Below are 22,041 nucleotides of genomic sequence, written 5' to 3'. Positions count from 1 at the left end.
CTTGTTTCAATTTCACACCGCATTTTCACTGGGGTTAATCGCTTTGTCTGCGGGAACTGCGTTATGGGTTTGGGCAAAGCAACAAAAGGGAGTAGGTCTTGCAACAATTCTTGGTTTGCTTGTTATCCTATTCTCCATGACTTCCACGCTTTGCACTGTTTATTATGGAATAAAGTATTGGCAACAAGGTTATTTTCAAAGTCCAATGAGCATGCAACCGACAATCACAATGCAAAATAAATCGTAGATGCAGGAGATGGAGATACGGGAATGAATGAAGTCCATTTAGGGTCTGGATGAATAGACCCGTTTATTCCCAGCTGAACTCTTGATATCTGGGACCGGTTTTTTTAAGAGACCATTATTGGGGTTTGCGTCTAGAACCCCTAAGTAAAAGTGCAATCAATGTAATAGGGGCAATTTTTGGAAGAAAAATGTTTTCATACCAAACTTTTCCTTTATATTTCATTAAGAAAAAGCGGCTTAGCAAACCTGCAAAAAGGGAGTACCTAAATAAATAAAAACACTTTCCGCAATAGTCATAAAATCGACGTCAATTATCTGCCCATGCAACCCCAGCAGGGCTGGGAGCACCGTCCGGAAAAATCACGCATAGATACTAAAAAATACTAACTGGGGTTTGATCGAGCAAATTACCATTATGGGTCTTTTGGTTCCTTTTCTTTTTCAAGTAACATTTTAGCTTCTTGGTACTCCCTTTTGACTTCCTCTTTTAATTGTTCAATTGTTGGTAAATGAAGTTGGTACTTTCGAGAAAATATTTGTTTGTTGTTTTCGGGCAATGTGTACTTCACTACAGCATCATTTTTTTCTGCGCAAAGAAGCAAGCCTATTGTAGGATTATCATCATTTTGTTTAATGTCTCGATCATAATAATTCACATACATTTGCATTTGACCAACATCACCATGTGTTAGTTTATTGATTTTTAAATCTATTATTACATAGCTTTTCAAAATAGCATGGTAAAAAATTAAGTCGGGATAAAAGTGGTCACCTTCTATTGTTATCCTCTTTTGTCTTCCAATAAAAGCAAAACCCTTCCCCATTTCAAGCAGGAATTCTTGCAAGTGATTAATAATAGCTGACTCAAGATCCGTCTCTGTATAGGTATGATGTTCTTTGTAACCGAGAAACTCTAATATTACAGGGTCTTTTAATGAGTCCTCAGCTTTTTCAATAACATGCCCTTTGTTAGTTAACGCCAGCACTGACTGCTCATCTTTACTTGCCGACAATCGATCAAAGAGAAAAGAGTCCATTTGTCTTTGAAGTTGTGGTACTGACCAATAATTATTGGCTGCTTCAACCTCATAAAAGTTACGTGACTCCAACCTTGTTTCACGCATTAGGATACGGTAATGGGACCAACTGAGATTAGGGCTAAATTCAGGTACAGTAGATTCGCCACAAGGCTTGTGACGAATTCGATCCTGATATGTTAAATAAAATTGACGCATGTATTTGAGATTTGTTACTCCAAATCCTTTTCCAAACTCTTGGTTAAGACGCTGAGACAAGTTTTCTAGTAGTGCTTTCCCATAGCCAGCTCTACTCTCGCCTAATTGCTCCTGTTCGACAATATTTTTACCAACATTCCAATAAGCAATCACCTGTTCTTGATTAACAGATTTTAGAATGTTTGCCCTAGCTTTGTGAATATGATTCGCTATGGACTGATATATTTTTTCAAGAGTTTTATCCATGAATACATTCGTCAATTCAATTATTCCTTTGTAATCATTTTTTATATCACATTCGTTTTACACAGTTATAACAATGATCCGACCTTATCTACATGCCGGCATATTTGCTATGAAATAAGTGGTGCCACCCATGAAAAATTATGTCCACGCCCAGACAGATTACTTTAGAGCTTTTAATCTATCTCAAAATAATATAGAGTGTTTTGTGGTTCTGTGACTCTAAGTCTTGTGTAATACATCCTATCCATTATACCGCTACCCATTTAAAAAAACATCGTCATTCGAGTACTAATAAATAAAGAGTAATGAATCACAAACACGCAATTAACCGCGTTAATAAAATAAATCAGCCAACAGAAAAACAAAATAAAAATATGAGCAGTAGCCAACGGTAATCCTAAATTAATAGTTCGCCCCACACACCACGCAGTATAAATTGCTTAAGTACAAAACAATAACTCATTGATATATATAGAATTTATTGCAAATAACCCTGTTTTTGTTTTTCTAATTTTAAATTTATCTTTTTTTATGGGAATACCTTTTGTTTACAATAGTAAACAATGTTCAATGCAAAACACCTTGATATCATTGGTTAATAACGTTTTGTGTAAACAAAAATTAAATTTGTTTACAATAGAAAACATATTGTATACATTGGTATACTCGGAAAACAATAGTAAACATACATGTAGTTAATTAAAACATCATATAGGATAAATAATGACAGTAGTTTCAACCCGATTATCACCTAAAGAATTGGATTATCTAACAGGTATTGCCTCTGAAAACAAAATGCGTAAAGGAGGATCTGATGAATTATCATTAGGAAAAGCTTTGAATGAATTGGTTCGTTGGTGTCATTTAAATCGTATCGACATTAATTCAAATCACAATGCCGTAAACGATGATATAAAAAAAATGATAGAACAGATCCATGTGGCAATTCCTCATCTAATGTATCTTACTCGATTACAAACCGTTTTATTAAGTGATGGTATTCCAGAAGAAAAAATAACGCGTAGCCGTGCGCAAACGTTAGATTACATCAACAAAACATGTGGTGATTTACAAAATATAAATTACGATTTAGTTCGATTTTCGATGAATGATATTGGCCTGAAAACACTACCTGTTAACAAGGATAAGACACTATGGAAATTACCCTAGACATTGGAAAAAATACAGCAAGTGAGATTAATACAATTGCCCAAAAGGATGGTGTTGAATTTGACATTGCCGCGCTAAAACTTTTAGATTTAGGCATCAGGGTGCATCTTGCCAGTCTTGAAAAAAATGGAGAAAAAGACTCAGATCCTTTGTTAGTCGAATTATTAAATCATGCCATTAAAAATAGTTATCTGCAAAAAGAAATTCTGGGACATGTCTTTGATAAAGAGCGTTCACTATTTAAAGCTTATGATGCACTCGCTGCGTTTCAGGTTTCTGAAAATATGGCACATGCTTTTCTTCATGGAAAAGAATTATTTTAAGAAATACGGTTTATTTTTCGTTTGGTTACAACTCTCTTTCCATGATTTTTTGATCTTTAATTTTAGGAACAATGAACCGATCATTCATAGTTTCACTATGAACTGATTTATATTCTTTATGAAGTGTTCCTAAATTTTTTAAATGATTTCTTTCATTATTTTCTATCATTTTTAAACTTGCAATTTGACCATTTTCAATAGATGTAATTTTTTTAATTAAGGCATAATTTTCATTGTATTTTTTTATATATTCATTGTTTCCTGGTATAAGTTCCTTTGCCTTCTTAATTTCTTTATCAAGAAATGTATAGGCATCGTTCGGGTTTTCCATATGACTTTTTACTGCAGATGCACCTTCTTTTTGTAGCATATCATCGAAATCATTATTCATTTTTGCAGGCATTATAATGCTTACATCTTTTCCCATTTCTTTAAGACGAATTACCGCTTTTGTTATAATCAGATCTTTAAATGTTTCTTTGCCATCATTATCCAAACAAAAAACTATTTTGTCAGTCAGTCTCGAAGGATCAACATTTAAAAAGTTACTTTTACTCAGCAATGCTTTTACATTTGCCTGTGGATCCGCTTGTAAAAGACTTAATCCTGTTTCAGCCCCTTCGGTTAAATAGGTAACGGAGCCAGTAGATTTTTTATTTAATTCAATGGGACAACTGTTCACACTACCATAAATTTGTTTTACCACATTTGATGCGTGATCTTTATCCCCAGTGACAGGATCCAGTCTTATTACCTGGACATGATTGATCTCACCCTTCGAATTTTTCCCAATGCACAAAAGAGCTGGTACAGCAGCCTTTCTTTCACCGTACCACGTGTTTATTTTTGGTAGAAAACGTAAATCCGCGTCTTGAAAATCAGTTAATTTACGGAACTCTTTTAAATAACGTTCCGCAAGAGTGCCTTTAATGTCCACACTTTGATTTACTAATTTTTCAGCATATTTCTTTTTATTTGGAGCATCTTTAAAATTAGCGCTCTCTGTTTTTTTGAGATCATTTACGCGGGTAGCTACTATCCAGGAATCAGGATGATTTAAAAATTCTCTTGCATAGTCCATCGTGTCTTTGAAATCAGTATGACCCATTTGTGTGGAGATAAGTTGTAACGCGTTTCCTTTCTCCCCTGTTTCAAAGTTATTCCATAACCCGTTATTGGTATTAATACTTAAACTTCCCTTGGCTCCATACCGTAAATTATTGGGTGTGGACATTCGATTTGATTCTCCAAATAAATGCTCACATAATGATTCTATCTTTTGGGTCAATAGCACATTAATTTCCTTACTACTTAATGTTGAATTACTTTTGACTTTACTGGGTTCAGGTGAGTATTTTTCTGGTGCATCACCTTTTTTTTCGCCTGAAGTTATATTTGATTCTGTTACATTATAAAAGGGATTTCCCCCTGTTTTTATTTGATATGCTGATACTTTATCCCCTTTCAGCTCTGCAAGTCGTTCTTCTAACTGGGTTGCATTTTCAGTATATATAGTCACCTGTTGGCGTGGTCTTGTGATATCAATTTCATGCGAACGATGAGTGGTGGCTATTTTACGTTTCGCAAGCTCCAAGGCGATTACAAAGGTTTCTGTCGCTGATTGCGCACCAAAGGCTGTTCGGCTGTAAGCATAATCCCAATGGGCATCTTTTTTATCATTCAATTGCAACTCTAATTCATTGGTTTTATCACTACTTTGCAAATGCGCCCGACCTGCCTCAATTCGTTCTATGGTATATTCTTTATTAGCGATATGGCCTCGCGCTTTGTCTGTCAAACGCAATCTAATTTTATCTCCTATCGCAATTGCTGCCTCTTCTACGGTGTACACTGACATACGGGCTTTTAATGCAAGTGCTGCAGGATTAATGACGTATTTCTCACCAGTGGCTGAGGTGCAATGTAAATGATTGCTATCCGGGCTTATTCCTTCTACAGAAAAATAGTCTCCTTTTCGTGCTACAGAATAACTCGCATCAAAACGGACTACATCGCCTCGTGAATAGTTTTTAGCGTGCATCAGTTCCGCTTTCGTCATCGATTTTGCAGGTAATCTTTTACATTGTGTATCGTCTTTGGCTACCCTGCCCTGTTCTTGCAGCCCCTTACGAATTAACTCATTTATAAGTTTTCGGTCTTCATGGGCGTGAGCAATAACTAAAGTTTGTTCTTGATGCTCAGGAATACGGGTTAAATAATCTGTTGCAACAGCCTGATAAATACGATTGTAATCATTTTTATTAATTTTTTTGTCCATACAATTAATAGTAATCACTGAAGTTTTCATGGCAGGATCACTGACAGATTGTCTTTTAACAAATTGTTCAGGATTCATAGTAGATAATGTTGAAAAAGAATCTTCTATTTCGCGATTTGATGCATGGATTACAGCTTTTTTAAGGATTGGACTGTCTTTTTGACGCACAATTTCTGTCATTTTTGCTACTTTTTGAGAGCCTGTTTTTATAGTTAACTCGTGAGGTATGCCGCTGGCTGGGGATTGTAACTGAGTGATATCCCCTGCAAATAATGCTTTGGCCTTAAAGCTTATAATTTTTTCCTGGATGGCCGCATAATCCCTGTTCCCAATCATTGATGCTTCATCGATAATAAAAAGGGTATTTTCTCTAAATTGAGCGCTCTCTGTCAGAAACTTAGCAATAGTCATTGCCTCTATGCCATTAGCAATCATTTCATCTTTTGACGTATGCATTGGTGCCAGTCCAACGACCGCATAATCTTTTTCTTTAGCAAACTCTTGAAGTTGACGCATCATGGTCGTTTTTCCAACCCCTGCGAGACCTTGTACTGAAACAAAGCGATCTGAGGAAGTCAATGCAAGACTAATTGCATCTTTCTGACCCTGGGTTAATGTTGAAGGTAATGAGAGAAGACGTTCACTATCAGAAATAGGTACAACGGTATTTTGTTCATTTCGATTATTTTCAAGAATGCGATTCTCAAGTGCCAGAGCTTCTTTTGAAATCCAATAAGTATTAGCATGAATAAGCGCACCCGCCTCTGAATGTTCTTCAATTGCTCGTTCAATATCTTTAATTTCTACTTTGCCAAGTGCAAAACTCATCGCTTGCGTGAGCAAATCCTTATGCAGAAATGCTGCATCCCGTTCTGAAAGCTTGGCGGTGGTATAGGATGGGGTAGCGACCCCATCCGTGTCAGAATTTACGGTTTGACATCTAAATTTGCTCTAAAACCGTAAATTCTCCCACATCCTCTATTTCCGATTGATCAATAGCTGCATCGGTAAAATAAGTACCCATCGTAATCAAATGCTTATGTGGTAAAAGTGATATATGAGTTAGTGTATTATCGCTTATAACTTCGCCGTTGTTTTTAAGTTGGGTAATAATTTCTGTCATTTTCATCGTATTCCAATATAATACAGCATTCGATACTAGGCTTAAGCAGCTTGCTTTATTCATGATTTCTTCGTAGTCACCAACTTGAAATTTTCCTTGGTTTGCAAAAAAAATACAGCGCGCTAATTGATGGCGATGTTCTCCTTTGTTTAATTGGCGTTGAACTTTATCTCGAATGTCCTTGTCAGTAATGTATTGTAAAATATACTCTGTTTTAAGTATTCGGCCTAATTGTGTAAATGCTTTTGATAGCTTGTCAGATGGAGAGCCTTTCGATAACCGCCTAATAATTTCATGAGCAGGACTGAGCTTCTTTTTCAAAGAGGCTGCCACTCGTACCATTTGGTCAAACTGTTCTATCACCACTTCAATAGATGCGGTTTTAGTTAGCAGAGAGTCCAATTCACCGTAAGCAATTTCTTTATCAATGCGATAAAGTTGCTGAGATTTTAGATCTTTAATTCTCGGCATAAACCGAATACCAAGTAAATAGCACAGTGCAAACACGTGCTCAGTAAAGCCTTCTGTATCCGTGGTGTGTTCTTTAATTGCGAGAATGGTGTTGTTATCTAACAAGCCATCAATGACATAAAGCGATTCGCGTGGTGCGCATGAAATAGCTTGCGTATTAAGTACTGATAGTTGGTTTGATGTGTGCGTGTATACGCCAATCATTTTATCGTAGTAGCCCGCGTATCTTGGGTAGTATGACGACAGCAGGCTGCTTGCAGTAATAATAAAGCGTTGCCCATCTGAAGATGACATTTTTCCATCCCCATAGTTTTGGCTTAAGTCTAGTTGCGTATGTTGATTCACCAATTCTGCATTAGCAGATTTGATAGTTTCTTCCCGAATGCAGGTATCGGTAACATAACGCATCATTTTTGCAGTGATATCTGGTGTGCAATTCTCCATAGTTACAAGGCCAATATTAGTTGCTTGTGCCAAAATGCTGGCAATTAAGGTTTTATAAAAATTTTGTGGTCTCCCCTTTTGTCCATGAATCGGGGTAAAGTGTTTGGTAAATCCTGTTATGTGATCAACTTCAATTAATAGTTGCTCTATTTTTATTTTCGGCATATATGAATTTATCAGTGCCTGTAAGCGTTCTGCATCATCGGGAATATCGATTTTGTCTTTTCTTTTCAGCAATAGCTTGCCGTTTTTAATGTCAGCAAAATCATCGCTTTTAAAGCGATTGGCAGCAATCGCAGCTGAACTATGGAAATTCGCAATAATTTTGCCTACTGCATGCTCTGCATCTTGCATAATCTCTAGCGCTTGATAGCTATTTTCTTTTTCTCGCTGCCACTCACAATCTTGATATATCAAGTTCCAAAAAGAGGCATATTTGTTACTGCGCTCAACGTATAAATCGCCAGATCGAAAACCATCTTTAATCGCAACGGCAAGTCCCATTTCCCAAAGATTGCGTTTAATTTCCCCATTCTTATCTCGCATGGCAATAGTTAATTGCCCATCCATGAATTTAGTGTCCATATCACTGGGTATCTTAGCAATTTCTTGTTTATCGAGTTTGCGTACCAGTTCAATTGATTGCTCTAATGACTGACCGCCTTTTTCAATCAGAAATGGCAATTGAATAAAATCAGCAAAATAGCGGCGCATGCTGCTATAACGGTTTTGAATTAGCTTGGCATAACCAAAACGGCTCAGCACCTGGTATTCGTGCATATCATTTCTAGCCTGCTGTAGATCAGACTTTTCGGTTGAATGTGAATAAAGATCACTAACCGATAAACTGTGATCATCTTCTTGAGCCAAAATAAAGTCGATAAAGCGCTCGATCTTATCAATAGCGCGTTCATTTTTATTCTTATAAAGCTTCAAAGTTTTCAGATGTGCATTTCGGCATTCACGGCATATATTGGAAATATATTGATCATGTAATTGAATAAGGTAATCCATAAGGACTTTTTTTGATTCTGCCAAAAATAGTACCATTAAAGCGTAACGCTTTGATGGTTTAAAGCGTTTTATCTGATAAGCATCATAGTGCTTGGCAAGTTGATAAAAATATCTAGCAAGATCAGAATCTACAGTGCCGGTATCGACCAACGACAAGTCTATTTTTTCAACTTTTTGATAGCGTTCGAAATAGTCTTGCAACACCGAAATGCTACTAGAACCAGGATATTCCTTAAATTTTTGAAACCACGTGATGTCTTCGTCAGGGATAATTTCAAGCATGTCATCAATCATGTCAATCAATGCTTCAGATAGCTGCTGATAAATTCCAGAAAATATTTTTTCTTGATGCTTTGAGCAAAAAGAATTGATTTCACGCTTCAAATAATACAGCGTTGGCAAAGCAACTTGGTTGACGATCAAAAAGACTTCGGCTTCTGAAATTAGTTTTTCTGGGATCAGCATTCCTGTCTGCATTTTCTGTTGCAGCCAATCATAAAAAATAGCTTTGGCATCATTGAATGGCCTGAAATTTAAATGCGAGAAAATTGATTTCTTGTAGTCAGTTCTTGTGGCATCACGCATTGGCAAATTAACGGTACCAACAATGTCTAACCCCAATAATTTACAAGCATGTCCAATAATACGAGTATCAAGCGTGTTGGGATTATCCAGAAGCTGGCCAAATAATCTCAAGGCACAAACCTGCAGAAATCCCCATAATTGGTATTGTTTCCTAAATTTTTTAATGAAGATCGAATCGTCAGTGCTTAAAGACCAATCGCGAATAATTTCATCTTCAGAAAGTCTGGGCTGTTGTTTCATTAATAAATCAGCCTTATTTTCTTAAATATTGGTATAACGTTTCGCGGCTAATACTAAAATCACGTGCGATATGACTTTTCTTATCTCCTTGAGTCACACGTTTTTTTATTTCGTCAATTTGTTCCTGAGATAAAGCAGCCTTCCGGCCTTTATAAGCGCCACGCTTCTTAGCAAGAACGATCCCTTCCATTTGACGCTCTTTAATTAATGAGCGTTCAAACTCAGCGAATGCGCCCATGACAGATAACAACAACGTTGACATTGGCGAATCTTCGCCTGTGAATGTTAAATTTTCTTTCACAAATTCAACTCTAATTTGTTGGGAAGTCAATTGTGTTACTAGTTTACGTAGATCATCTAAATTGCGCGCCAACCGATCCATGCTGTGTATAATGATGGTATCGCCATCACGCGCATAATCGAGCATGGCTTCAAGTTGTGGACGTGCAGTATTTTTTCCGGAGGCTTTATCTATAAATTTTTTGTTAAGTGTGATTCCTTCGAGTTGTCGTTCTGGATTCTGCTCAAAGCTACTGACTCGAATGTAACCAATTCTCTTACCTGACATGATATTAACCATAAAAACGAATAAGTGTCAGGTTGAAGTTTAAGAGGTTGATTCACTTGTGTCAATAAAATATAATACTAACTCTAAATTGACAGAGTATTTCCTTTCCTCCTGACGTCAGCGGACATTCCGCAGCATGAAAAAGCTAAAATTAGAATTATCCCCAAGGAATTATCGCATTAGTTAAATTGAGAAAAAGATCAAGCCGATATAAGAAAAAGATCACAGCCCACAAGAGAAGAATCAGGTACCCTTGTCTCCCAAAGACCTATTGGAGAGAAGGATGCTGAATCGAGATACAGTAAGTTCAGAGCAATTGGGGCATTTAGGACTTGTTGCAGCAACGATTAGAGAATTAGGGATAATAGAGAGAATTGATGCACGCCTTGAGTTAAATGAAAAAAAAGGAGGCGTGGTAAGCTATGGTCGTCGAGTAGCGGCGATGGTTATCAATGGGTTGGGTTTTATGAATAGCCGGTTGTATATGACGCCGCATTTTTTCCAAGATAAGCCTGTGGCTCAACTGCTTGGTTCAGAACTAGACGCGGCACACCTGAATGATGACAGTCTTGGTCGCTGCCTGGATAAAATCGCAGAATACGGTGTGACCAGGCTTTATTCGGAATTGGCTTTTGAGATTGCCCGAGAAAAAAATTTACTAAGCCAGAGACTGCATTTAGACAGTACAAGCTTTGTTCTTTACGGCCGCTATGACACAGAAGAGGCCGCGCCCGGGATTGCGCAACCAGACTACGGATATTCCAAAGCGAATCGCTCTGATCTAAAGCAAGTGATGCTGTCACTAGTACAAGGAGGAGCTGCGAATATCCCCTTATGGATGGAGGCCTTAGATGGGAATAGTAGTGATAAAACAAGTTTCCAAGAGACGGTTAGGAGGGTGCAAGCGTTTACACAAAGTATTCATGGGATGCCTGATGGCCTTTGTTTTGTGGTTGATGCCGCCTTTTATGTTCCAGAGCAGTTGGCAAGCCTCAATAACGTGTTTTGGATAACCCGAGTACCTGCACAGCTTAATGAAGCCAAAGTATTGTTGAACAAGCCTTGTGATGCTCTGACCTGGGAGCCGTTTGATGCAAACTATCGTGGAAGTGTTCATGAAACGGTTCTTTATGGTATTCCACAACGCTGGGTTTTGATTGAGTCGCAACAGGCGAGGTTGCGAGAGCTAAAGACTTTTCAGAGGCATTTGGATAAAAAATCTCAAGAGCTCATTAAATCCTTATGGCATCTTGGTCACCAGGTCTTTCAATGTCCTGACGATGCAAAGCAGGCATTAAAACCGCTCATCAAATCACTCAAATACCACCAAATTCATTATGAGATTCTACCTGTTGAACGCCATACAGGGAAAGGTCGCCCAAAACCTGGAGCTCAAAAAATGGTGATTGGATATCAAATACAAGCCTGTCTTTCTACCTGTCTGGAGAGGGTGGGTGCTAAAAAAGAAACACTGGGACGCTTTATTTTGGCCAGTAATCAATGTGATAGCTCGCTATTGAATAATCATGCCATGCTTCAACAATATAAAGAGCAATCCTGTGTCGAATCAAGCTTTAAATTCATGAAAAACAATGCCTTCGAACTGGACTCTTTCTTCCTTAAAACACCTGAGCGAATTACAGCCTTGATGATGGTAATGACGCTTTGTCTCATGGTGTACAATTTTGCTCAAGCTCACATCAGGCAATGCTTAAAGGAGCATGATGAAGCACTTCCCAATCAGCTGGGTAAGCCAGTACAAAATCCCACAATGAAATGGATTGCTGAGCTGATGAACGTGATAGCTGTTGTAACCATCCTGACAAACGATCAAAAACATCGTGTGGTAACTAATCTAAAACCAGTACATCAACAAATCATTTCTTATTTTGGTCAGTATGCTCTTGAAATCTATGGACTTGCCGCAGAATCTGCGCGTGGCACAGGCTTCTCCTGCCTGGCTATTGAACAGAATAATTATAAAAATCGTTTATCTTGGTGCGAAACGTAGGATTAAGCATTATTTTTTTATTATTGTTCATGAGTTTCCACAGTGCAAAAGATGCGTTATTAGTCTTTAGTGGTATTCCTCTGGCGTTAACGGGTGGCGTGTTTTTCTTGTGGATGCGAGGTATCCCACTCTCAATTTCTGCAGGCGTTGGTTTTATTGCCTTATCAGGGGTTGCTGTATTAAATGGTTTAGTCATGATCAGCTTTATCAATAAATTACGTGAGCAGCACCTTCCTTTGCGCGAAGCTATATTTCAAGGATCGGTTGCACGATTGCGCCCGGTATTAATGACTGCATTAGTGGCCTCATTAGGATTTGTGCCTATGGCACTCGCGACGGGGACAGGATCAGAAGTACAAAGGCCTTTAGCAACGGTGGTTATTGGAGGCATTATTTCCTCTACCTTTTTAACCTTATTGGTTTTGCCCGGGCTTTATTATTTGTTTCATAGGAATAAAGAGGAGGCCTAGCGAGAGAATTTACTCTTTGTGATTGTTATTATCAATGCAGAATCAACAGCACCTCGTCATTAGCAAGAGACCGTATCGACCACTATCCGAAATAATGGTCGCTTCATTAGTGATTCGTGGTTTTGTCTATCTATATGATTATATTTTATTCATTCGATTTCAATTAGCAAAAATGGGTAATTTTACCCATACCCCCTCCATAAGCGCTGTTCTATAATAAGTCAGTATGAATATTAAATATGTTTAGTGCGCGTGGCGTGACTAATTGATTTGCAGGAGATAACAATGCCGGGCCTATTAGACCAATATATTGAACGCCTTCGTGGTGGTGATATTAAAACGTTTCTTACCTATCAAGACGCACTCATTAAAAAATATGGCAAACTTTCGTCCGAGCAATTGGCATTGGCAACCATGCATGAACTTCTTTTGGCAGATAATCTGCAAGGGGAGGATTTAGTGACAGCATTTAATACACAAATGCTGTTGGAACAGTTATTAGAGCAGTGTTCACCAGACGGAAATGTGCAACATTATAAAGCAGATCGTTTTTATAATACGGCTAAAGGACGGCTGCAGGGATTTATCGTTTATCTTGAAGATATCTTAATGTATAAACATTATCAAAGAGATGACCTGGTAAACCTGCTTAAGCAGGATGATTTTTTACAGCATGAAGCCGCTATCAACAAACATCGGGAAGCAACAAGCAAAATACATAGAGACGAGGTTTATGCCTACAAAGGCTCACTGGGAATCCCAAGATCGCGGGATATCGATACATACAAACACTCGAATCAGGGTTATGCGTCATTTGTACAACGCTTTCGAAATAAACTCGTAACGGCCTCCATTGATGACAGCTTTAACGAGAAGGAAAGAGAGGCCTTTTCAAGAATTTATTTTAACGATCCGGTAGCAATTCCTCGAAAATGGCATCATTACGTGGAAATTGCCAGAACATTTTTAGAAACCAGTCCAACTCAAAAAACGTTCTCTCTATTTCAAAATGCGAGCCTTCCAAAAGCGTTTAAAGAAAAATTTTCAGTCTTACTGGGAGAAGCGCAATTTAAAAATCAACAATTGGCTGTAATGATGGCTATGGTATCGCTGATGCAAACATCACAATTGGCCGTGGCGGCAGACGCTTTGGCCAAACAAATGGGATTTACTAACATCGGCGCGCTGCAAACAGAATTGAACCTTCTATTTAAACGACTTGAGCTTGGCGCACAAGAATCGGTTAGTGCTGTGATTCAGGCAATGACGAATACCAACAAATCAGTGGATGAGCTCAAGAAAGATTTGAAGTCGGTTCAAGTAGTTCGCTTTGAGGGAGTAGGACCAGAATCTACTGCACCAAAATCAACCCTTCAAGAAATGCATGCCTCCGAAGAAGATGATCAATTAATCAAGGAGTTAATGGCTGGAATGGAAGGAAGTAGGGATATTCTATATAAGAATACCCATAATTTAGTCAATGAATTGCATAAGCTGGGCTACGATAAAGGCTCCAGCGAATATAAATTATGTCTATTGGTCATTCAGAACCTGCAGAAAAACCCTAAAGCTGCTTCTTTAGAGGCAAGTGAGCAAAAAACAATTTTCAATTTTGTCATCAATAAATTTGTCAAAAAACTTAATGCTGACCAGGCAAAATACATGCTGAACCTCAGCGAAGTGGATATAGCCATACAAATTGGTAAAAAAATTGGTAATTATTTTGATCGTCCTTCTGCTACAAATTATGGCTTATTTACCACAGAAGTTTATCCCAAAATAAGTGATTATATTGAGAAAAGCGACTACACCAAGCAGTTTTCCAATTTCGGTTCCATTCTAAGAGGGCCTTTAACGGAATACTTAAAACAGTGTTATACCTCCGAAGAATTTGAAGCGCAAAATCTCGATGGTTTTATGGTAGAGCGGGTAAATTCCTTTTTTGCCAGCAAGGCTGATGAGATATTAGAGAAGCATTTTCACCTCATGGCGAAGCAACAAATACAAGATTATTTAGCGGATATAGTCGATCTTCCGGAGCCTGCCAAAGAGAAAATTGAGCGCGAATTCCTGGCGCACATGCAACGCTCTCCTCATCATCAATATAAAGAATTAAAAGATTTCTTGCTCTCCATATCAAAACCTGAGCGAGTAATTCCCTATATGGAACAGGTCATTGATAATGCTATCCATCAATTTATGGATAGCCATAAAGATCTGCTCCCTGATCGTGGCAGCCAAATGAGTATTTAATGCTTTAAAAATTTCTGAGGAGCTATCCCCCGTAAATTGCCTGGCGAATTACGGGGCAGGCCAGTTATCCTTGACTGGCTGAAGGCGTTCAGTCAATTGAGCAACGCTAAAAACCATTTCTGTTATCCAGGCTAATATCACTTTTAATCCCTGTTTAAATGTCTCTAAATTTAGCTTAAATAAAGCATTAATTAGGATTAAGATGGATTTTTTGGAAGGCCATGATTAGAGTAAGAAAAGCTGGAGATATCTTTTATTCAAGATAGATCCCCTCCTGTTGACTGACAATTGGAAAAAGGAATCTATGTTAAAGGGCTTAAAAGTAATTGACCTCAGTTCCGTCCTCGCAGGTCCATCAGTAGCTACTTTTTTTGCTGAGTTGGGTGCCACAGTGATTAAAATTGAGCATCCTCTCCATAAGGACGTTACCAGAACGTGGAAACTTCCAGAGGAAGACCCTGACTCTGAGATTTCAGCCTATTTTGCAAGTGTTAATTTTAGGAAGGAATACCAATTTTTAGATCTTAAGAAAGATGAAGACCACGGCCGTTTTCTTAACCTGATTTCAGACGCTGATATTTTAATCATGAATTTTAAGAAGGGGGATGATGTAAAGCTTCGACTACAGGAGGAGTCTCTTCTCAGTATCAACCCCCGTTTGATCATTGGAAAAATAAACGGTTACGGCGAGGAAAACGACCGCGTCGCTTACGATTTGGTGCTTCAAGGTGAAAGCGGTTTTATGTCCATGAATGGCACCCATGAGAGTGGTCCCGTTAAAATGCCAGTTGCGCTCATCGATGTACTCGCAGCCCACCATCTGAAAGAAGCCATCCTTCTTGCGCTTTATAACCGGGAAAAAAGCGGGGAAGGCAAGGTGGTCTCGGTCTCCCTTTACGATGCTGCCATTAGCAGCCTTGTTAATCAGGCATCGAATTACTTAATGACTGGACAGGTACCCCAACGTATCGGATCAATACATCCCAATATCGCACCCTATGGCGAAGTGTTCCGTACCGCTGATGGCGCTCAGATAGTCTTTGCGATAGGTTCTAATCAGCATTTTGCAAAACTATGCACTATCCTGGGCCTAAAAGACCTGCCGGAAAAAAATGAGTTCAGGAATAATCAAAACAGAGTAAAAAACCGGCAAAAGCTGGCTTCACTCATTAGTGAACAAACAGCGAAATTACAGAGCGATGAGCTTCTCGAACTTCTGCACCATGAACATATTCCCGCTGGGAAAATTATGGATCTCAAGGAGGTTTTTGATAACGCTCAGGCGAAAGAGCTCATCCGGGAGGAAGTCATCGATGGCATCCCTACCGCACGCGTCGCTTCGTTCATTTTTAAGTAACCAGTTCGGGGCAAGTGCTGTTATCCAGCCTTTATTCAATAACGCCCTGAAAACATCTTTTACTTTGCAGCTTTTGATAGCGGGTCAATAGCCTATATAATTATTCTTATTACCAATTCAAATCCATGGTTAGACGAGAGTCCAACCTTGTTAGGCTAAAGGATACCGATGTTTCAATCAGCTTTAATAATTGTACTAATCACTTTTAGCATGGTCACTCAGGCAGCCTTGCCTGTTGATCCCATTCAGCGTTGTTTAGATGTTAGACGATTGGCAGACTTTACCACAAAGCAGAAGATGGCCGCCAAGGAGCCCGGTGTATTGCGCTTTAAATTCCACAAAATTTCAGCCTCTGAGTTGCCCTTAAATAACCCTGTCGGCAATATGAATGAAGTGATTACGGCATTAAATAATCAGATTGAAAACTGTGCTAAAAAGCGTGGTGAATTTCAGACAGTAATGATTGCTGGCCGTCAATTCAAACGCCAGGAATGGTGTCTTAATACCAACAAAAAAATGCTTGCTCTTGCAAAAGCTGCTCATGGTGATTTTAAAAACTATTTAACCCGTATTAAAACCGAATTTGATTGGTATAAAAGCGATGGCTGGCCTGAAAATCATGCGGGATTTAAAAAGGGAGAGTTTCAATTTACTGCCTATTACGCGCCCGCTGCTGTGAAGGCCAGCGCCAAACGCGGTGGATCATTTTTATACCCGCTCTATAGGAACCCGGGTGTAGTCAGCGCCCCTTTGGAACGCAAAAAATTTAATTTGAAAGCCCCTCTTTGTGGCGTAGACCCGCTTACCAAAATAGAGCGTGGATTTTGTATGAAAAATCCTAATGGCACCTACTCGGTAGTCCCCGATCGCAAGGAAATTGAAGAGGGGGCTTTAAATCCAAACTATATAATCGCTTATGTTGAAGATCCCAATGATCCCGCTTTTTTAATGGTTGAAGGCTCCGGTTCATTAAGCATTGATGGCCAATTATTCCATATCAATTACGAGGCTGCTAACGGCAGACCACGCACCATGCTGGGCCGCATCGTCCAATGCGCACAAGATCCAACCTGCGGCGGCAACCTTGATACGATTGAACGTTGTGCTAAAGATCCTAAATGCCACGATGAAGAAAAGTTACGTTGTAACGTATCTAAAAAAATTAAAGGAAGCGCTGCATCAGAACAGTTGATTCGTCAGTATCTCGATGACCCGCGTAACCGCCATAAAGCGGCCGACTTGCGAAATCGCGATCAAAGCTATGTATTTTTTGCTAAAGAAGATGGCGGGCCTTACGGTTCAGAAAAGATTACTCTAACGCCCCATGTATCCTGCGCAACCGATCACCGGGTAATCCCTATCGGAATGAATTTTATTTATAACAGCAAAAAATCGACTTCATGGTGTATAGCCCAAGACGCAGGCGGGGCTATTGTAGGCGCTCATGTTGACGTCTATAAAGGCGAAGGGGATCAGGCTGGCCTGGAAGCTAATGCACTAAATCACTCCGGCTCGTTATATGTGGCACTACCAAAACGCAAGTAAAAGTAAGCAATCCGTCTCAAATGATATCCCCAGGTTGGGTCACGACCCAACCTACATTGGGTTGTGCGAGCCAGTCCAGGTTTAATCGAGGCTCTATCCTTTTGTAAAAAATAATAAACAAATCAGCAGGTTGGGCTCTGACAAAAACTTCTGAGTGTGGTTAGTCGTAGGTTGGGTTCTGACAAAAATTTCTGAGTGTGGTCGTAGGTTGGGTCGCGACCCAACAAAAAATTCATTCCCCGTATAATCCCTCACTACGAGCATCTGTATAAGCCCAATTCTCAGGCAAATTTCCTAATCTGATTGCGCGATGAATGCTTGAATAGGGCCAGTCGGACGGCCTTTTTACATAGCCATGCTTAACCGGGTTATAGTGCATGTAGTTGAGATGATGCTCATAATCTTTTTCATCACGGATTAAATGCTCCCAAAATCGTCGCTGCCAAATTCCCCTTTCGTTTTTCTTCTTTCGTACAGGACTAATGAATTCCCTGGCAACAATTTGTTGAGAAAAATATCCCTTAATTAACCTTATACGTAATGAATAATTTTTATCTTCAGCGGGCAATGTCATCATGATGTGAAAATGATCTGGGAGAATGACTACGCCATCTATTTCAAACGGATAGCTATTTAACACCTTTTTAAAAGAATCTCTCAACTTATTAATTTGTTTAATTAATAAATCACTTTTTCTATTTAATAAATTCACGGTAAAAAAATAGGTAGCGCCTGGGATTGCTATTCTTCTATAGTGCATGAGATTGGATTTTAGTCTATTCCTTTATAAAAAGGCTTATAACCCTACTTTATGATATTTACAATGATTTGCGATTAATTGGTTAGGTTGGAATATTCAAATGTTGGGTCACGACCCAACCTACACTGATATAACTTGGTTGCGTGAGCCACTTCAAGGTTCACCGTCCCAAGAATATTTTTTTAAATCAACATAACCATTGATAACGGCAATACCTTCTTTTTCTAACAGTTCTTTCTGCAGTAAAAAGTGGGGGCTTCCGGTGGGGAAAGAAAGGACTCCTCCGGATTTTAGCACGCGTTGCCAGGGAAGATGATGACTTAGAGTACAGGAATGAAGAAGCCATCCGACCCCACGTGCCCCTCGTGGACGCCCTGCCAGCCTGGCAATATCGCCGTAGGTTACAACCTTCCCGCGAGGTATTGCTTTAATTAACCTTAGCACTTCTTTTGAAAACTCAGTTTGTGTGTTCATTCTGCACGCCAGTCCGTAGGTTGGGTCGCGACCCAACCTAAAAAGGTCGGCGAATAAACCCATATAACCCTTTGAAATTTACTTCCGGGATATCATTGCTTGGTATTCTCAGAGACTGGAGAGGGTGACTCCAAAGGGATGCTATCTGCCGGGCGGTGATAAGAATAAAGAAGATAAAACCCAATAACAGCTAAAATAATAATAAAAACAATGGTCGCAATTCCAATCCCTTCATTTTTGTTATCTTCATTTTTTTTCATAACTATCTCCCTCTAAACACCGTTGCGTAGTTTTTTACTTGAAGGTGGGGCGCGACCCAACCTACCGTTATAAGGTCTTGAGTCCGTCCTCAATAATAGAAAGTCCAAGCTCCAAATCTTTTATATCCGTGGAAAGCGGCATGAGAAGACGAATTACATTTCCATATCCTCCGCAGCTAAGAATGACCAGTCCATGTTCTAAACAAAATCTTGTTAATTTGTCCACCGCCTCTTTATTAGGTGCCTTCGTGCTTTTATCTTTCACAAGCTCGATCGCCTGCATAACACCCAAACCTCGAAAATCACCTACCAGGTTATAGTTTTCTTTAAAACTGGAAAGCCTGGCGTGAAGTACTTTTGAAAGATTAGCCACATTTTTTAAAAGCGCACCTTCTTCAAAGAGTTTGAATACTTCAAGCGCTGCGGCACAACTCAGTGGATTGCCGCCAAAGGTTCCGCCCAACCCGCCCACCATGGCAGCATCCATCATGTCAGCTTTTCCTGTTACAGCAGCGATGACGGTTCCTCCACCGAGCCCCTTTGCTGTGGTAGTCAGATCAGGGTCTACTCCCATGGTCTGCATGGCAAACAGATTTCCCGTACGCCCAAAACCTGATTGAATTTCATCGGCAATGAAAACAATGTTGTTTGCTGTACAAAACTCACGGAGTTTTTGTAAAAACGGGACTGGAAATGGGATGAAGCCCCCTTCCCCTAACACGGGTTCTACAATCACTGCCGCGGTATTTTCAACGCCCACGCGATAATTAACCAGTTCCGAAAAATCATTGAAACATTCTTCCACACAATTTTTTCCCTGCCAGCGATACTCATACGGAATGGGAGCACGATGGATTTCTGAGGGGAAGGGACCAAATCCATGTTTGTAGGGTTTATTTTTTGCTGTCAGTGTCATCGCCATATAAGTGCGGCCATGGTAAGCATGATCAAAACAAATCACTGCTTGTTTTCCGGTATAGGCACGAGCAATTTTAATCGCGTTTTCTACCGCTTCAGCGCCTGAATTCAACAGGATTGATTTTTTTTCAAAGTGTCCAGGCGTGTGATAATTTAATTTTTCACAGACCTTGATGTAGCTTTCATAAGGAAGAATATTAAAACTTGTATGAAGGAATTTTTCAGCCTGTGTCTTGATTGCATCGACTACTGCATCAGGACAGTGTCCTGTATTCACCACACCAATTCCCGATGAGAAATCCAAAAATACGTTTCCATCGACATCCTCTACAAACGAACCTTTTGCTCGCTCCACAAAGAGAGGAGTCGTATGAAACGGACCTCGCGCAACGTGTTTATAACGCTGTTCCATCAATCGTTTTGATTTTGGTCCTGGTATTGGTGTTTTAATATGAATTCGATTCATTAGTACCATCCAATTGGTGCATCATCCAGATTAATATTCACTTGCTTGATTTCAAGATAGCTTTCAATTCCATACAAACCTAATTCGCGACCTGATCCACTTTGTTTGTACCCACCCCAGGGCATTTCATTATATGTTGGATGGTAGTGGTTTACCCAAAGAATGCCGGCACGGATTTGTGAGGTTACGCGATGGGCACGAGTCAGGTCCTTCGTCCACACCGCAGCGGCTAAACCATACTCAGTATCGTTTGCAATTTGGATGGCTTCTTCTTCCGTATCAAAAGGGATCACTGCGAGTACCGGCCCAAAAATTTCTTCCCGAGCGATACGCATGGTGGGCTTAACTTCATCAAAAATAGTTGGCTCAAAGAAATATCCTTTTTCAAACGCTTCCCCTTTAGGACGGTTTCCGCCGCAGAGCAGTTTTGCACCCTCATCAATCCCTACCTTGACGTAATATTCTACTTTTTCGCGATGAGTACGTGAAACCAGCGGACCCATTTTTACCCCATCGTCCAAACCATGGCCTAGCTTGATATTGGGAATTTTTTTCAACATTCCGGCCACTATTTTTTTGTGGATAGCGCGCTCAACGATCAAGCGGGAACCAGCAGAACACACTTCGCCTTGATTGGCAAAAGCGCCAAAAAGAGCACCATCAATTGCCATCTCCAGATCACAGTCTGCAAATACAATATTTGGGTTTTTTCCGCCAAGCTCTAATGAGATTCGTTTCAAATTTCCCGTAGCGGCCTGCATTATTTTTTTTCCGGTCACTGTCCCACCAGTAAAGGCAACTTTATCTACCAGCGAATTCGTTGCTAATTCTTCGCCTACGCCTGCACCCGGACCAGTAATAAGATTCACTACACCCGCTGGAAATCCACATTGATCAATCAGTTTAAATAACTCGAGGGCTGTGAGCGGTGTCAGTTCTGACGGTTTTAACAGGACGGTATTTCCTGCTGCAAGTGCTGGGGCAAGTTTCCAGGCGGCCATAAGCAGCGGGAAATTCCAGGGAATAATTTGTCCGCACACACCGATTGGCTCACGGACAACATAACTGAACGAGTTCGCTGGAACCGACATGGTTTCGCCATGAATTTTAGTAGCGAGCCCAGCGTAAAATTCAAAACAATTGGCTGCATCGGACACATCATATTCTGCTTCAGCCAAAGGCTTTCCACAGTTTCGCGTTTCCAGCTCGGCTAACATTTTTGCATTGGCACGAATCAAATCAGCAACTTTGAATAATAGTTTACTTCGATCAAGCGCCGATGTTTTTCTCCAAACACCGTCATCGAAAGCCCTTCGCGCAGCCTTGATCGCAATCACCACATCTTCCTTGGCACTTTCTGGAACTTTTGCAATCAGTTCGCCATTAGCGGGATCAATCATATCGCGAGTGGCCCCGCTTTGAGCTGATGTAAATTTTCCATCAATATACATTTGATAACTTTTCATTGACCAAGTCCTTTTTTATTGCCTGTAATCAGTTCCTTTGTCAGCCGAATTGGTTTTGTCGCAAACTGGTTTCCAATCTCCCAACGAAGTCAATCTGGATAAATTTAAAAAGAAAGTT

General features: G+C 39.7%; 16 protein-coding genes and 1 pseudogene. 8 read left to right on the top strand and 9 right to left on the bottom strand.

Annotated elements, in window-relative coordinates; genetic code table 11:
• Position 1: 1 nt before the first annotated feature.
• Positions 2-247 (top strand): hypothetical protein, encoded by a 246-nt coding sequence (locus tag DYC89_RS14060; protein WP_058479335.1) that lies wholly within the window; start codon positions 2-4, stop codon positions 245-247.
• 412 nt (positions 248-659) lie between these two features.
• Here the strand turns inward: DYC89_RS14060 and DYC89_RS14050 are convergent, their stop codons facing one another.
• Positions 660-1,727 (bottom strand): PDDEXK nuclease domain-containing protein, encoded by a 1,068-nt coding sequence (locus DYC89_RS14050; RefSeq protein WP_115222354.1) that lies wholly within the window; start codon positions 1,725-1,727, stop codon positions 660-662.
• Between the two features lie 723 nt (positions 1,728-2,450).
• Between DYC89_RS14050 and DYC89_RS14045 the strand changes: the two genes are divergently transcribed.
• Together DYC89_RS14045 and DYC89_RS14040 are read left to right on the top strand one after the other, a co-directional pair.
• The gene (locus tag DYC89_RS14045) at positions 2,451-2,897 is read left to right on the top strand and encodes a hypothetical protein (RefSeq protein ID WP_058393315.1); all 447 of its coding nucleotides are present in this window, start codon (positions 2,451-2,453) and stop codon (positions 2,895-2,897) included.
• A complete protein-coding gene (locus DYC89_RS14040; protein WP_115222353.1) occupies positions 2,882-3,220 on the top strand; it encodes a hypothetical protein in 339 nt (112 codons plus the stop codon). Before DYC89_RS14045 ends, DYC89_RS14040 begins: the two co-directional genes overlap by 16 nt.
• Before the next feature lie 25 nt (positions 3,221-3,245).
• On the opposite strand, the gene DYC89_RS14035 is transcribed toward DYC89_RS14040, so the two are convergent.
• From DYC89_RS14035 to DYC89_RS14025, 3 genes are all read right to left on the bottom strand, one after another.
• Positions 3,246-6,326 carry an AAA family ATPase gene (locus DYC89_RS14035; protein WP_115222352.1) on the bottom strand — a complete coding sequence of 1,027 codons (3,081 nt, stop codon included), beginning with the start codon at positions 6,324-6,326 and terminating at the stop codon, positions 3,246-3,248.
• A gap of 112 nt (positions 6,327-6,438) precedes the next feature.
• Positions 6,439-9,375, bottom strand: coding sequence for a Tn3 family transposase (locus tag DYC89_RS14030; RefSeq protein ID WP_115222351.1), 2,937 nt, complete (start codon positions 9,373-9,375; stop codon positions 6,439-6,441).
• A 13-nt stretch (positions 9,376-9,388) separates the two neighbouring features.
• Positions 9,389-9,943 carry a recombinase family protein gene (locus DYC89_RS14025; RefSeq protein ID WP_115222350.1) on the bottom strand — a complete coding sequence of 185 codons (555 nt, stop codon included), beginning with the start codon at positions 9,941-9,943 and terminating at the stop codon, positions 9,389-9,391.
• 283 nt (positions 9,944-10,226) lie between these two features.
• Here DYC89_RS14025 and DYC89_RS14020 point away from each other — a divergent pair, with 283 nt between their 5' ends.
• From DYC89_RS14020 to DYC89_RS14000, 5 genes and pseudogenes are all read left to right on the top strand, one after another.
• The gene (locus tag DYC89_RS14020) at positions 10,227-11,954 is read left to right on the top strand and encodes an IS1634 family transposase (protein WP_115220201.1); all 1,728 of its coding nucleotides are present in this window, start codon (positions 10,227-10,229) and stop codon (positions 11,952-11,954) included.
• A gap of 11 nt (positions 11,955-11,965) precedes the next feature.
• Positions 11,966-12,424: pseudogene (locus DYC89_RS14015) on the top strand (efflux RND transporter permease subunit); the annotation flags it as partial.
• Between the two features lie 285 nt (positions 12,425-12,709).
• Positions 12,710-14,677 (top strand): hypothetical protein, encoded by a 1,968-nt coding sequence (locus DYC89_RS14010; protein WP_115222349.1) that lies wholly within the window; start codon positions 12,710-12,712, stop codon positions 14,675-14,677.
• 304 nt (positions 14,678-14,981) lie between these two features.
• A complete protein-coding gene (locus tag DYC89_RS14005) occupies positions 14,982-16,034 on the top strand; it encodes a CaiB/BaiF CoA transferase family protein (RefSeq protein ID WP_115222348.1) in 1,053 nt (350 codons plus the stop codon).
• A 168-nt stretch (positions 16,035-16,202) separates the two neighbouring features.
• Positions 16,203-17,579 carry an MltA domain-containing protein gene (locus tag DYC89_RS14000; protein WP_115222347.1) on the top strand — a complete coding sequence of 459 codons (1,377 nt, stop codon included), beginning with the start codon at positions 16,203-16,205 and terminating at the stop codon, positions 17,577-17,579.
• A 232-nt stretch (positions 17,580-17,811) separates the two neighbouring features.
• On the opposite strand, the gene DYC89_RS13995 is transcribed toward DYC89_RS14000, so the two are convergent.
• From DYC89_RS13995 to DYC89_RS13980, 5 genes are all read right to left on the bottom strand, one after another.
• Complete coding sequence (locus DYC89_RS13995) at positions 17,812-18,339, bottom strand: REP-associated tyrosine transposase (RefSeq protein WP_115222346.1); 528 nt, start codon at positions 18,337-18,339, stop codon at positions 17,812-17,814.
• Between the two features lie 153 nt (positions 18,340-18,492).
• The gene (locus tag DYC89_RS13990) at positions 18,493-18,813 is read right to left on the bottom strand and encodes an MGMT family protein (RefSeq protein WP_115222345.1); all 321 of its coding nucleotides are present in this window, start codon (positions 18,811-18,813) and stop codon (positions 18,493-18,495) included.
• 92 nt (positions 18,814-18,905) lie between these two features.
• Positions 18,906-19,073, bottom strand: coding sequence for a hypothetical protein (locus DYC89_RS16550; RefSeq protein WP_181879411.1), 168 nt, complete (start codon positions 19,071-19,073; stop codon positions 18,906-18,908).
• A 67-nt stretch (positions 19,074-19,140) separates the two neighbouring features.
• The gene (gabT, locus tag DYC89_RS13985; protein WP_115222344.1) at positions 19,141-20,457 is read right to left on the bottom strand and encodes a 4-aminobutyrate--2-oxoglutarate transaminase; all 1,317 of its coding nucleotides are present in this window, start codon (positions 20,455-20,457) and stop codon (positions 19,141-19,143) included.
• Positions 20,457-21,923 (bottom strand): aldehyde dehydrogenase family protein, encoded by a 1,467-nt coding sequence (locus DYC89_RS13980; RefSeq protein WP_115222343.1) that lies wholly within the window; start codon positions 21,921-21,923, stop codon positions 20,457-20,459. The genes gabT and DYC89_RS13980 overlap by 1 nt, the downstream gene beginning before the upstream one ends.
• Positions 21,924-22,041: the final 118 nt, after the last annotated feature.

This window comes from Legionella donaldsonii, from assembly GCF_900452385.1.
GTDB classification, from domain to species: Bacteria; Pseudomonadota; Gammaproteobacteria; order Legionellales; family Legionellaceae; genus Tatlockia; species Tatlockia donaldsonii.
The sequence above is the reverse complement of the archived record's forward strand: the minus strand, read 5'-3'. Positions and strand labels throughout refer to the sequence as shown.